General features: G+C 56.9%; 13 protein-coding genes. 9 read left to right on the forward strand and 4 right to left on the reverse strand.

Annotation, left to right across the window (positions count from 1 at the left end; all coding sequences use genetic code 11):
- Window positions 1-3: 3 nt before the first annotated feature.
- Window positions 4-822, reverse strand: a complete 819-nt coding sequence (locus tag OAN307_RS01100; RefSeq protein ID WP_015498042.1) for a zinc-ribbon domain-containing protein — start codon at window positions 820-822, stop codon at window positions 4-6.
- A gap of 163 nt (window positions 823-985) precedes the next feature.
- On the opposite strand from OAN307_RS01100, the gene OAN307_RS01105 reads away from it, so the two are divergent.
- The 5 genes from OAN307_RS01105 to OAN307_RS01125 are packed head-to-tail and all read left to right on the forward strand — an operon-like array spanning window position 986 to window position 4,443.
- Window positions 986-1,657 (forward strand): cell division ATP-binding protein FtsE, encoded by a 672-nt coding sequence (locus OAN307_RS01105; RefSeq protein ID WP_015498043.1) that lies wholly within the window; start codon window positions 986-988, stop codon window positions 1,655-1,657.
- On the forward strand, window positions 1,654-2,559 hold the full coding sequence (locus OAN307_RS01110; RefSeq protein ID WP_015498044.1) for a cell division protein FtsX: 906 nt from the start codon (window positions 1,654-1,656) through the stop codon (window positions 2,557-2,559). Before OAN307_RS01105 ends, OAN307_RS01110 begins: the two co-directional genes overlap by 4 nt.
- Window positions 2,556-3,293, forward strand: coding sequence for a lysophospholipid acyltransferase family protein (locus OAN307_RS01115; RefSeq protein WP_015498045.1), 738 nt, complete (start codon window positions 2,556-2,558; stop codon window positions 3,291-3,293). The genes OAN307_RS01110 and OAN307_RS01115 overlap by 4 nt, the downstream gene beginning before the upstream one ends.
- Window positions 3,290-3,889, forward strand: a complete 600-nt coding sequence (locus OAN307_RS01120) for a pyridoxamine 5'-phosphate oxidase family protein (protein ID WP_015498046.1) — start codon at window positions 3,290-3,292, stop codon at window positions 3,887-3,889. The genes OAN307_RS01115 and OAN307_RS01120 overlap by 4 nt, the downstream gene beginning before the upstream one ends.
- The gene (locus tag OAN307_RS01125; protein WP_015498047.1) at window positions 3,883-4,443 is read left to right on the forward strand and encodes a hypothetical protein; all 561 of its coding nucleotides are present in this window, start codon (window positions 3,883-3,885) and stop codon (window positions 4,441-4,443) included. The genes OAN307_RS01120 and OAN307_RS01125 overlap by 7 nt, the downstream gene beginning before the upstream one ends.
- Here OAN307_RS01125 and OAN307_RS01130 read toward each other — a convergent pair.
- From OAN307_RS01130 to OAN307_RS01140, 3 genes are all read right to left on the reverse strand, one after another.
- Entirely contained in the window at window positions 4,440-4,934 is a 495-nt protein-coding gene (locus OAN307_RS01130) for a hypothetical protein (RefSeq protein ID WP_015498048.1), read from the reverse strand. The genes OAN307_RS01125 and OAN307_RS01130 overlap by 4 nt on opposite strands.
- Window positions 4,931-5,893: an acetyl-CoA carboxylase carboxyltransferase subunit alpha gene (locus OAN307_RS01135; RefSeq protein ID WP_015498049.1), complete on the reverse strand. Its 963-nt coding sequence runs from the start codon at window positions 5,891-5,893 to the stop codon at window positions 4,931-4,933. The genes OAN307_RS01130 and OAN307_RS01135 overlap by 4 nt, the downstream gene beginning before the upstream one ends.
- Before the next feature lie 301 nt (window positions 5,894-6,194).
- Window positions 6,195-7,151 carry an L-malyl-CoA/beta-methylmalyl-CoA lyase gene (locus tag OAN307_RS01140; protein WP_015498050.1) on the reverse strand — a complete coding sequence of 319 codons (957 nt, stop codon included), beginning with the start codon at window positions 7,149-7,151 and terminating at the stop codon, window positions 6,195-6,197.
- A gap of 231 nt (window positions 7,152-7,382) precedes the next feature.
- On the opposite strand from OAN307_RS01140, the gene dgcN reads away from it, so the two are divergent.
- From dgcN to OAN307_RS01160, 4 genes are all read left to right on the forward strand, one after another.
- The gene (gene dgcN / locus OAN307_RS01145) at window positions 7,383-8,384 is read left to right on the forward strand and encodes an N-acetyltransferase DgcN (protein WP_015498051.1); all 1,002 of its coding nucleotides are present in this window, start codon (window positions 7,383-7,385) and stop codon (window positions 8,382-8,384) included.
- Window positions 8,385-8,428: 44 nt separating this feature from the next.
- Window positions 8,429-9,394 (forward strand): N-acetyl-D-Glu racemase DgcA, encoded by a 966-nt coding sequence (dgcA, locus tag OAN307_RS01150; RefSeq protein WP_015498052.1) that lies wholly within the window; start codon window positions 8,429-8,431, stop codon window positions 9,392-9,394.
- 4 nt (window positions 9,395-9,398) lie between these two features.
- Complete coding sequence (locus tag OAN307_RS01155; protein WP_015498053.1) at window positions 9,399-10,259, forward strand: D-amino-acid transaminase; 861 nt, start codon at window positions 9,399-9,401, stop codon at window positions 10,257-10,259.
- 68 nt (window positions 10,260-10,327) lie between these two features.
- Entirely contained in the window at window positions 10,328-12,514 is a 2,187-nt protein-coding gene (locus OAN307_RS01160) for an OmpA family protein (RefSeq protein WP_245540951.1), read from the forward strand.
- Window positions 12,515-12,535: the final 21 nt, after the last annotated feature.

The following is a 12,535-nucleotide window of genomic DNA, read 5'->3' on the forward strand; positions in this document are numbered from 1 at the left end:
GGTTTAGCCTTCGGGGTTAGGTTCGACTGCAGCCTCTATAGGCACCTCAATCAATCCTTGAATCTGCTGATCCAGCAAAATGCGCAATCCGTCGACCCACCCCACATAAGACGTCAAATACGGTTCGAATTGTGGCACTGCCGTGCTGATTTGCGGCGCAAAAACATAGATCGCTAGCGCAATGAGTGCGACAAGCACGACATACATGAACCCGCGTTTAAATCCGCCACGAGGATGCGCAGTATCGGTATCATCATTTACGGTTGCGTTCGCATTGGCGTCAGGGCGCAGGGTCGAATTGATCTCTTCGATGTTGGGCAATAACTCGCGGCGCGGCGCAACGGTATCTTGCGCCAAGGCTGCCCCCACTGCGGCTGCGCCGGTTTCGGGTTCGCCGCGCAGACGGGCCAAACGCTCGCGGGCTTGGCGGCTGCGGTAGTCCTCTTCTGGATCATGTGACAAGTCCAGATCGGGCTGCGTTTCTATCGTGTTAGTGTCGGCTTCGCGGGCCGCTTGTTCATATTCTGCTTCTTGGCGCAGGATATCGGCGACTTCGGCATCCATTTCACGCGGTTCGGGCGCTTTGCGCGTTGGCTCAGGATCTGGAACGGGCTCGGCAACTGGATCGGGCTGAGGGACTGGCTCAGCGGTCGGCGCTGGCGGTGTCTCGGTCGCTGTGCCCAATTCGGCCGCAACGGATGCGCCGGGTTGTTCGAACCACGTATGGCTACAATTGGAACACTGAACATCACGCCCACCTGTCGGAATGACATCATCCGCGACCTCATATTGCGCACCGCAATTTGGGCATATCAGCCGCATAACCTGGTTCCTCTGCCTCAAACGAGCGTTCTGCCCGCGTTATTTATGGAATCCTACCGTTCCTGACGCTCGAGCGCAAAGGTTTTGCAAGACCTGTGTCATAAGCGCAGATTGCATGTGGCGCGGCTTTGCGCCAAAACCATTCCAACAAACGGGGGCAACCGTGATTGAGCTGGACAATGTGGCCTATAATTATGGCAGATCAGAACTGTTTTCTGGGCTGAACTTGCAGCTTGCCGCCGGGTCATTTCATTTTCTGACAGGACCATCCGGCGCGGGTAAAACCACGCTGTTGAAGCTGTGTTATGGCGAGTTGGTCGCGACAAGTGGTCAGGCGCGTCTGTTTGGTCAGGATGCGCGTACGTTAGATCGCGACGCCGTGGCGCAGGCGCGGCGCCGTATCGGTATTGTGCATCAGGACTGTCAGTTCCTCGATCATCTGACATTGGCCGAAAACATTGCGTTGCCGCTGACCGTGTCCGGGCGCACCGTATCTTCCGCTGACCTAACAGATTTGCTTGGTTGGGTCGGGCTAAGCCAACAAGCTGCACAATTCCCGCCGCAGCTTTCGGGCGGTGAACGCCAGCGCGCAGCACTGGCCCGTGCAGTCATCATGTCCCCAGAAGTGATTTTGGCGGATGAACCCACCGGCAACGTCGATTGGGAGATGTCACAGCGTTTGCTGTCGCTGCTGGTCGAACTCAATAAGATGGGCAAAACGGTGTTGATCGCGACCCATGATATCAGCTTCATTCGCGCGGCCAAGGCGCAGGTTTCAGCACGGGTGTTGCGGCTAAAGGATCGCCGCCTGCAACTGGCGGGTGCGGATTTATGATGGACATCCTGAACCGGCTTTTGGAATTTCTTGCAGGTGATCCGCAGGCTGATCGTGCCGTTCCGCCGACTGGATTCACCGCAAGGCTGACGGTTTTGTCGGCGGCTTCGATGGCATTTTTGGCGGTTTTTGCCTTGGCGCTGTCCCTTGCGACAGGGCGGTTGGCGGATCGCTGGTCGGCAGAACTGGCAAAGACATCGACGCTGCGGATTTCCGCGCCACAAGACCAGATGGATGCGCAGACCCGCGCCGCGCTGACGGTTCTGCAATCCACGCCCGGTGTGGCAGAGGCACGACCGCTTAGCGCGGATGAACAACGTGCATTGCTGGCACCGTGGTTCGGGCCGGACCTGCCTGTCGAAAGCCTGCCAATCCCCCAGCTTATTGAGATTATCGAAAACGTGGATGGCTATGATGCCACGGGTCTTCGCGCCCGCCTTCAGGCCGAAGTGCCCGGTGCAGTGCTTGATGATCATACCCGTTGGCGCGAACCGCTGGTTGAGGCCGCGTCGCGTCTGCGCCTGCTTGGGATTGTGTCGATGGTCCTGATCGCTGGAACCACTGCGGCGATGATCACGCTTGCGGCCAATGCAGCGCTTGCGGCCAATGCCCAAGTTATCCGCGTGATGCGCCTTGTTGGCGCGCGCGATATCTATATTGCCCGCGCTTTTGTGCGCAGGTTCACCCTGCGCGCCCTTTTGGGTGCAGCATCAGGCACGCTTTTGGGGAGCCTTGCGATACTGCTACTGCCCCGCGCGGATGCTGTGGGTGGGTTCCTAACCGGATTGGGCTTTCAAGGCTGGCATTGGTTGTGGCCACTGGTTATCCCCGTTCTAGCGGGTCTTGTGGCTTTCGCCGCCACACGACAAGCCGCGCTACGCACCCTGAAGGAGCAGTCATGACATACGCCATCCAATGGGTCCGGTCCCTGATTTTCGTGGGCCATATGTATTTTGCTATGGCCGTCGTTGGTGTGGTATTTTTCATCCCCGTTATCTGTTCGCGGCGCGCTGCCATCTTTGCCTGTCGGTTTTATTGTTGGTGGGTCCAGTGGGCCGCTGGCTGGATGATTGGCCTGAAATGCGAAGTTCGCGGCACCCCGCCAAGCGACGAAGTTCTTGTTGCGGGCAAACACCAATCCTTCCTCGACGTGATTATGATCTACGGTGCCTTGCCCACGGGTAAATTCATCATGAAAAGGATTCTGATGTATGCGCCAGTTTTGGGTCAGTTTGGCCTACGCGTTGGCTGCATTCCTGTCGAACGCGGTAGACGTGGGATGGCGATCAAAAAGATGGTCGCGGACGTCGCCGCGGGCCGCGCTTTGCCCGGCCAGTTGATCATCTATCCCCAAGGCACCCGTATCGCGCCGGGGGTTAAGGCAAAGTACAAAGTCGGCGCTGGCATCTTGTATACTGAGCTTGGCCAAGACTGCGTTCCTGTCGCCGCCAACGTCGGGGTGTTCTGGCCAAAGCGCGGTATCTATCGCGCACAAGGGACTGCAGTGATTGAATTTTTGCCGCGCATCCCCGCCGGAATGGAGATGACTGCCTTCACGGCCAAGCTCGAAGACGTGATCGAAACCCGTTCGAACGAGCTGATGCGGGAGGCGGGATTTACCGCGATTGAAGAATGAAAACGATCGACGACATTGCAGCACTTGAGGCGCTTTATGATGCGGCAGTGCCAGCGTCGTTGACCAAGGTCGTGACGCGGCTTACGCCACATTACGTGACATGGATCAAAGCCGCGCGGTTCTGCGTTCTGACAACTGTTGGATCTGAGGGCAGCGATGGCAGCCCGCGTGGTGACGTCGGGCCGGTGGTGCGCGTCGTGGATGATAAAACACTTTGGCTTCCTGATTGGCGCGGTAACAACCGCATCGACAGTTTGCGCAACATCGTGCGTGACGGACGGGTGAGTTTGATGTTCATGGTGACTGGATCGGCCAATGTGATCCGCGTGAATGGCACGGCAGTGTTGGCGGATGGCCCTGACGTCACAGGTGCGTTTGCACAATCGGGCAAGCACCCGAAATCCGTGATCGTCATAACCATAGGCGAGGCGTATTTTCAATGTGCCAAGGCAATCATGCGATCTGAATTGTGGACGGGCGATCCAGTGCTTGATTTGCCGACAGCCGGCCAATTGCTGAAAGAACAGCAGGCAGAATTTGACGCCCAAACCTACGACGATGGCTATGCAGAAAACGCAAAGGCGAAGATGTGGTAGCCAAGGTTTATGGACTTCTAACAGGTGCAGGCATCGCGGCAGTGGTGATATTCGGTTTCAATGCATGGCGTCATGTCAGTGATGAGGATCGTCTTATGTCGGTTCTTTCAGATCACTGTTTGCCGTATGTCAAAACCGGAGCGACCCCGTTCGAGGAGATGGGCCGATCTGCCGGCGTTTACGAACGCGCGTTCTTATCTGATCAATTCAGTGATGGCGGTCACAAGATCCTGTTTGACGGCAGATTTGTTGCGCAATGGGTCAACAACGTCGATGGTGACTCCGCCGTTCGTGTTTGCAAAGTGGACTATAGTCTTAACAGTGCTGGATCAGTCGGGTTCGATTTTGACACCCTAGACTTGGTGGCCTGGATTGATGAGACGATTGCGGATGACAACGACCTAGTGTTTTTGGAAGGGGAAATCGGTCCGATGCCGACTGCTTTGGCGTGGCACTCGTCAGATGCCGCGCGCTTTGAAGGGCTGCGTATCGCTTTGACGGCTCAAGACACTGGCGTTTCCGGTATTCTGGTCGTGGACGATGTTGACCCCTAACTCAGCGGGCAATCCGCCACGTCCACATTCACCACAATGAACGTCTTCGGCCCAAAGTCGAGGCCCGACATATCGACGTACAGCTTTGATCCCTCAACAAAAATCGCATCGCTGGCCAAAACCACCGTTGAGTTTTCCAAATCCTGACCTGCGCCATTGAACAGCACGCAATCGGTCAGGAAATCCAGCACATAGCCGTTGAATTCCGGTGCTGGAAACCTGCCGCCCACAGTTTCGGGGTAGGTTATGATGATCTGTTGATCGCGAATGTCTATTATAGCAGGCACAACGTCCCAGCCATTTTGCACGCCTTCCGGCCCTAGCCCGTATTCGATGCTGTTCGTGACCACCGCCGGATGGCGTTCACCCACAAACATCGGTGCTGCGACATCGTCATACGCCAATGCGCCAAACGTCACCGTGCGCTCCATCAACCCGCCTGCGGCCGCCGTTTGCGCCGCCATGGTCAAAGCGAGCGCGAGGCGGATCAAGCAGCCAGACCTTTTGCACCAAGGTCGAGGTATTTCTGACGCCGCGCTTGGCGCAACTCATCTGGGCTCATGGCGTCCATGTCTGTCAGCATGGCATTGATCGCAGCGCCAACGCCGGTGATCGCCGCTTTCTTGTGGCGATGCGCACCGCCCACAGGTTCGTCGATGATCATGTCACAGACACCCAGTTCGCGCAGGTTTTGCGCCGTCAAACGCAGTGCTTCTGCCGCTTCGCGCATCTTTTCTGCGTCTTTCCACAGGATTGACGCGCAGCCCTCAGGTGAAATCACCGAATAAACCGAATGTTGCAGCATCGCGACGCGGTTGGCCGTGGCAAACGCCACCGCCCCGCCTGATCCGCCTTCGCCGATGATAACGCTGACCAGCGGCACTTTCAGTTGCAGACATTTCTGCGTGGATCGCGCAATCGCTTCGGATTGGCCGCGTTCTTCTGCGCCTTTACCGGGATAGGCACCGGGCGTGTCGACCAACGTCACAACGGGCAGGCCGAACCGGTCAGCCATATCCATCAGACGAATCGCCTTGCGGTAGCCCTCGGGGCGCGCCATGCCAAAATTACGTTCGATCCGTGATTTGGTGTCGTTGCCCTTTTCATGGCCAATGACCATTATGGGCCGCCCGTCAAGCCGCGCCAAACCACCCATGACAGCATGGTCATCGGCAAAATTGCGATCCCCCGCCAGTGGCGTGTATTGCGTGAACAGTGCCTCGATGTAGTCTTTGCAATGGGGACGATCGGCGTGGCGCGCGATCTGACATTTGCGCCATGGCGTCAGATCACCGTAAAGGCTCACCAACAAATCTGCCGCCTTTTTATCAAGCGCCTTTGCCTCGGACTCGATGTCCATTTCCTCGTTCGCACGGCCCAGCGCGCGCAATTCGGCAGCTTTGCCTTCAATCTCGGCCAGCGGCTTTTCAAAATCGAGGTAGTTGGTCATGTGGTCGGCTCCAATAAATCTTAGCATTGATATACGGTCGCACACAGGGGCATGCAACTCAGCAAGATTTGTGCGCTGCACTGGCGTTATGATCAGCCTATGACCGAGTAATTCCCCATATACCGCATCCTGCGTGCGATTGACTATTTCCACGGTCATTCGGATCAGGATCTATATGAACCGTGGCTGGCAGATACGCAGCAAGCCCCGCGCGACGCGCCTTCGTTTGAGATTTACCTCAACGATCCGACCAACACCGCTCCCGCCGATCTGCTACGGATATCTTCATGCTGTTGGAAGGCTAGCCTGCGATCATTTCGGATTGTTTCACGATGACTTCGGCTTGCTTGATGCTGGCGATATCAACAAGGCGACCCTTGTAGACAGTCGCCCCTTCGCCGCGTGCTTTTGCGTCTTCCATCGCTGCAATGATTTCGCGGGCTTCGGCGACGGCTTCTGCGGATGGGGTGAATACCTCGTTCGCCAACGCAATCTGCTTGGGGTGGATTGCCCATTTGCCAACCATGCCAAGGGTTGCAGACCGACGCGCCTGCGCGCGGTAGCCTTCATCGTCCGAGAAATCCCCGAACGGGCCATCTACGGGCAACACGCCACGGGTGCGACATGCCGCAACAATCGCCGTCTGCGCCCAGTGCCACGGGTCGGAATAGTGCCGCACATCACCGTGCAGCATGTAATAATTTTCCTGCGTCCCGCCGATGCCCGTCGTTTGCATCCCCATTGAGGCGGCGAAATCGGCTGCACCAAGGCTCATCGCTTGCAGGCGTGGACTGGAGGCTGCGATGTCTTCGACGTGGGCGATACCGGCGGCACTTTCGATAATCACTTCGAAACTAATGCGCTTGCTGCGACTCTTGGCGGCTTCAATCGCTGTGACCAATGCGTCGACGGCATAGACATCCGCCGCGCAGCCGACCTTGGGGATCATGATCTGATCCAGCCGGTCACCCGCCTGTTCCAACATATCCACCACGTCGCGATACCAATACGGCGTGTCGAGGCCGTTGATGCGCACCGACAAGGTCTTCGTGCCCCAATCAATCGTGTTGATCGCTTCAATTACATTAACCCGCGCACTGTCTTTGTCTGACGGGCTGACGGAGTCCTCAAGATCGAGGTTAATCACATCCGCCGCGCTCGCCGCCATTTTTGGATGCAGCTTGGTGTTCGACCCCGGGCCAAACAACTGGCAACGGTTCGGGCGGGCGACGGGGGCGGGCTGCAGACGGAATGACATAGGCGATCCTGTAGGTAATGAAATTACGTTTTGGTTGCCGCGAGGGGTAGATTATTGCGCAATATGCTGCAAGTGCGAATTTGCAGGCGCGGAGAGTAGCGCTGCGGGAAAATTTCGCGCCTCAGTGCTTAATCGCGCAGCAGAATTCAATAATTTGACCGATTGGCGCGCTTTTTGAAAGACATTCCCGGTCCAACTGTCGCAACTTGGGTAAAATCTAAGGAGACTGCAATGATTCCCACACCGTACCTTTTGTTCCTCGGCGATGCGCAGGACCAGCTAAGCGCTAAAGTTGCGCAAGGCATCAAAGATTGGCGGCCTGAAAACGCTGTCGGTCAGTTGCGATTGCCGGGCTGTGGGGCGGATGTGGGGCTGAACGATCTGACGTTGGAAGACGCCAAGGCGGCAGGTGCGCAGACATTGGTTATCGGTGTTGCCAACAGGGGCGGCATCATTAGCCAAGTGTGGAAAGACGTTCTGATACAAGCGCTTAACATGGGGTTCGATATCGCGTCCGGCCTGCACAATTTGCTGCACGACGAAGATGATCTTATGCAAGCCGCGCGCGCTAATGGCCGCACATTGCACGATGTTCGCATTCCGTCAGTTGCCTATCCCATCGCCAACGGGGTGAAGCGGTCCGGCAAACGGTGTTTGGCTGTCGGCACCGATTGTTCCATTGGTAAAATGTACACCAGCCTCGCTATTGATGCGGAAATGCGCAAACGCGGGATGAAATCGACGTTCCGGCCTACGGGTCAGACGGGGATATTGATCACCGGCGGCGGCGTTCCGCTGGATGCGGTCGTCGCGGATTTTATGGCCGGTGCAGTCGAATACCTGACGCCGGACAATGACGACGATCATTGGGATCACATCGAGGGGCAGGGCAGCCTGTTCCACGCGAGCTATTCAGGCGTGACGCTGGCGTTGATCCATGGCGGCCAACCCGATGCGTTGATCTTGGCGCACGAACCGACCCGCACCCATATGCGCGGTTTGCCGCATTACGATCTGCCATCGCTTGAAACCCTGCGCGACACGGCACTTTTGCTGGCCCGCGTTGTCAATCCTGCCTGTAAAGTCGTCGGCATTTCTGTCAACACCCAGCATCTAACCGAAGCTGACGCAAACAAATGTCTTGCCGATATCGAAGCCCGCATGGGCCTGCCAACAATTGATCCGTTCCGTCACGGCGCTGGTCGGCTGGTGGATGCGCTGGTAGATTTTTAGCGTCGAATAGGTATTTTAGAACCAAAGAAGCAAGGGGCCGCGTTATGACCATCACCGTTACGCAGGATGTTTTTCGCCTTGCAGAGGTTTTTACAATCTCACGTGGCTCACGAACCGAGGCCAAGGTTCTGACCATCAAGATCATGCGCGGTGGTGTCACGGGCAGGGGCGAATGTGTGCCCTATGCGCGATACGGTGAGACATTGGAAAGCGTTGCGGATCAGATCGCGGGCCTGCCCGTTGATGTGAACCGCGCGGCGCTTTACGACTTGTTGGAAGCTGGTGCTGCACGCAACGCGGTCGATTGCGCGTTGTGGGATCTTGAGGCCAAGGCCGCAGGCGTTCGCGTTTGGGATTTGATCGGTGTCCCAGCCCCAAAGCCGTGCATCACTGCATTTACACTGTCGCTCGACACGCCTGAAAATATGCGGGCGTCGGCGGCAAAGCATGCGCATCGCACATTGCTCAAGATTAAACTCGGCACGTCTGATGATATGGCCCGACTCGAAGCAGTGCGTGCGGGTGCGCCAAAATCTACCATCATTGTCGACGCCAACGAGGGTTGGACTGCTGAGGTTTATACCGATCTCGCGCCGCATCTGATCCGCCTTGGCGTCAGCATGGTCGAACAGCCGATGCCTGCGGCTCAGGACGACATGCTGGGCGAAATTGCGCGGCCTTTGCCCGTGTGTGCCGACGAATCCTGCCATGACCGCGCCTCTTTGCCCGACCTGAAAGGCAAGTATGACATGGTAAACATCAAACTCGACAAAACTGGCGGGCTGACAGAAGCCTTGGCGTTGAACACCGCGGCCCGCACCGAAGGGTACGGCGTGATGGTCGGCTGCATGGTTGGATCGTCGCTCGCCATGGCACCTGCAACACTTGTGGCACAGGGTGCTGCGGTCGTAGACCTTGACGGGCCGCTTCTTCTGGCCGAAGACCGCGATAACGCATTGCATTTTGACGAAGACGGCGTGCACCCACCCGTCGCAGCACTTTGGGGATAATGAGATGAGCCGCACAGTCTATTTGAACGGGGATTACCTGCCCGAAGAAGACGCCAAAATTTCGATCTTTGACCGTTCGTTTCTGATGGCCGACGGCGTTTACGAAGTGACGTCTGTGTTGGGCGGCAAGTTGATCGACTTTGCAGGCCATTCCAAACGCCTCGAACGGTCCCTGAATGAACTTGAGATGCAAAAACCTGAGGTTTTTGACGACTTGCTGGACATTCACCGTGAACTTGTCCGCCTGAACGACATCGACGAAGGCATGATTTATCTGCAAGTCAGCCGTGGCAGTGCAGGCGATCGTGATTTTGCCTACCCAAATTCGGACGTCAAACCAACGCTGGTGCTGTTTACACAATCCAAACCGAACCTTGCCGATAATCCCGCCGCCAAAATCGGCATCAAAGTGATCTCTATCGAGGATCAGCGTTGGGGCCGTCGTGATATTAAAACCGTGCAGTTGCTGTACCCGTCCATGGGCAAAATGATGGCCAAGGACGCAGGATGTGACGACGCATGGATGGTCGAGGACGGCCATGTCACCGAAGGCACGTCCAACAATGCCTATATCGTCAAAGGCGACACGATTATCACCCGCCACCTTGGGACGGAAATCCTGAACGGGATCACGCGTGCCGCCGTACTGCGTTTCGCCCGCGAGGCACAGATGAAGGTCGAAGAACGCAGCTTTACCATTCAAGAAGCGAAAGACGCGGACGAGGCGTTCATCACCTCTGCATCGACCTTCGTGATGCCTGTGGTCACGATTGATGGTGCGCCCATCGGCATTGGCACACCGGGCCCTGTTGCGGCGCGTCTACGTGAGATTTACCTCGACGAAAGCCGCAACTCCGCGCTCTGATCCTGCTGCTTGCCAGTTGGCCCCACCGACAGCCATACTGACCCAAGATAACCATGCCGGAGAGCCATGTGCGAAAGCTATTCGGATGTCTTGTGCTGATCTCGGGTGTCGGTGGGCTTGGCTATATCGGTGCCACGCAAAACGCTGTGCACATGCAATCCGCCATTGCCACATATGCGCAGGCGATGGCCGACGGTTCACGACATTCTGTGCAAACGCAGGTCACTGGTCGTGATGTTTCCGTCACGGGACTGGTGACAGATCAGACCGAATTGGCCGTGCTTCAGGCGATGTTCAACAGCTTGGATGGGGTGCGGGTCGTTGATGTGTCTCGCGTCGAAATCTTGCCCGTTGCGGACCCGTATTTCATGGAAGCGATCCGTCAGATCGATGGGTCCATAACGATCTTGGGTGTGATTCCGTCTGACGCTGATCGTGACGTCTTAGTCGAAAAATCCGATGGTTTGTTGGATGATCTGGCCGCGGACCTAACCCTCGCCGCGGGTGTCCCGGATGCCGATTGGGTCACCGTCGCAGCGCTTGGCCTGACCGCGTTGGGCGTCTTGGAATATGGTCAGATGACCCTGTCCGACAGAACACTGATGTTGCAGGGGTTGGTGCGAAATCCAGTTGCGCTGGACGCCACATTAGCTGGGCTTGAGCGCCTTCCAGTGGCTTACCGACTGATCAATCAGATTGATGTTGTGGACGATGGCACGCCATTGCGCCTGGCCCTGACATTGCGCGACGAAACGGTTGTTGGCGAGGGTAAGTTTCCATCCGATATTACGGCCAACGCAATAGCGGATATTTTCGGGACCAGCGAAGGTGTCACGACGATACAGTCCGTGATCCCTGCGTTTGATCCGCAATGGCCTATGGTCGCGCGCACCGCGATGGATGGCCTTTCACAGTTGATTGACGGGGTTGTTGAGATTACGGGACGCGACGTGTCGTTAACCGGAACCGGAACCCCCGAAGGCATTGCGCAGGCGGGCACATTTTTGGCCACCGTACCTGATACCTACACCGTGACGGTTGACCTTGACCTTTGGGACGACGGTGCGCCGCTGGAATTCACTATGCAATGGGATGGCAGTGTAGCGTCGGCGTCGGGTAAATATCCGGCGGGTTTTACGTTGCGGGATCCTGCTGGCGTTGCTGTTGCGAACGCTGGAACGAACAGTTTTCGCCCCGCAGAAACAGTCCGCTTTTCCACAAACGCCGCCGTTGGGACGTCGGCCCTTGGGCTGATGTCTACAGGTACCCTTCGCGTCACCGAAACAGTGATTACCCTGACCGGAACCGCTGCGTCCCCACAAGCATGGCTCGCCATGGGCGATGTGCTGGCGAACGCCGCGCCGGACACCGAAATCACGCGTGAAATCACCTATCTTGATGACGGTTCCCCCGCCGCTTGGACACTGACATACGATGCTGCAGAGGGCGCGATTATTGTGGGTCGTTTGCCGGCGGGTCTCGTGATTGGGGATATTGATCTTGCGCTGGGCCTTGATGCTATTTCCGGCATCCCCGCAACAGCGCTTGACGACACTGACTTTGGCAGCATTTTGGAAACATTGCAGATCGTCGCGGATTACATGCCCGAGATTGAAACGCTAACCTACGCACACGCTGAGGATCAAAGCGCGCTCGATCTCGTGTTGTCCCCAGGTGTCGATCTGGACCTTGTTGCGAACGCTCTCGCTGAACGCCTGTCAACGGATGTCGCCTTTTCACTCAGCCCGCTCGAAGTCCTGCCAGAAACTGGAACGATCCGAACCAACGTTGCGACGGGCCTTGATGAAACCTTCACGGGCAGTTTCTGGCTCCCCAATGTGGCGTTGAATTTTGACGTGGATGTCGTGGCCTGTGCGGCGCAGACGTCTAACATTCTTGAACGCGGTCAAATCGAATTCTTGTCATCGTCCGTCCGTCTTGATGCCACGTCGATCCGTACGATCAACGCACTGGCGGCAGTAATATTGCCCTGCGTTGCGGCGGACCTGACGCTTGATATTGGCGGCCATACCGATTCATCCGGGGATGAGCCGACAAATAAGGCCCTAAGCCAAGATCGCGCCAACGCCGTTCGCGCCGCACTCATTGCGCGTGGCGTCCCGGATGTCGCGATGACCGCGTTTGGTTTCGGACAAACGCAACCCATCGCCGACAATGAAACGCCCGAGGGCCGCGCGGCCAACCGGAGAACTGATATCACATGGTTCGCGCAAGGCGCATTGCGCGACCCATGATGCAAGCCAAAGGAAACTAAC

The organism is Octadecabacter antarcticus 307 (assembly GCF_000155675.2).
GTDB lineage: Bacteria > Pseudomonadota > Alphaproteobacteria > Rhodobacterales > Rhodobacteraceae > Octadecabacter > Octadecabacter antarcticus.

What these genes read in the sequence shown, in the direction of transcription:
- OAN307_RS01120 (WP_015498046.1), top strand. Translation starts at nt 3,290, where the DNA reads ATGAAAACGATCGACGACATTGCAGCACTTGAGGCGCTTTATGATGCG.
- OAN307_RS01115 (WP_015498045.1), top strand. Translation starts at nt 2,556, where the DNA reads ATGACATACGCCATCCAATGGGTCCGGTCCCTGATTTTCGTGGGCCAT.
- OAN307_RS01155 (WP_015498053.1), top strand. Translation starts at nt 9,399, where the DNA reads ATGAGCCGCACAGTCTATTTGAACGGGGATTACCTGCCCGAAGAAGAC.
- OAN307_RS01135 (WP_015498049.1), bottom strand. Translation starts at nt 5,893, where the DNA reads ATGACCAACTACCTCGATTTTGAAAAGCCGCTGGCCGAGATTGAAGGC.
- dgcA (WP_015498052.1), top strand. Translation starts at nt 8,429, where the DNA reads ATGACCATCACCGTTACGCAGGATGTTTTTCGCCTTGCAGAGGTTTTT.
- OAN307_RS01100 (WP_015498042.1), bottom strand. Translation starts at nt 822, where the DNA reads ATGCGGCTGATATGCCCAAATTGCGGTGCGCAATATGAGGTCGCGGAT.
- OAN307_RS01140 (WP_015498050.1), bottom strand. Translation starts at nt 7,151, where the DNA reads ATGTCATTCCGTCTGCAGCCCGCCCCCGTCGCCCGCCCGAACCGTTGC.
- OAN307_RS01110 (WP_015498044.1), top strand. Translation starts at nt 1,654, where the DNA reads ATGATGGACATCCTGAACCGGCTTTTGGAATTTCTTGCAGGTGATCCG.
- dgcN (WP_015498051.1), top strand. Translation starts at nt 7,383, where the DNA reads ATGATTCCCACACCGTACCTTTTGTTCCTCGGCGATGCGCAGGACCAG.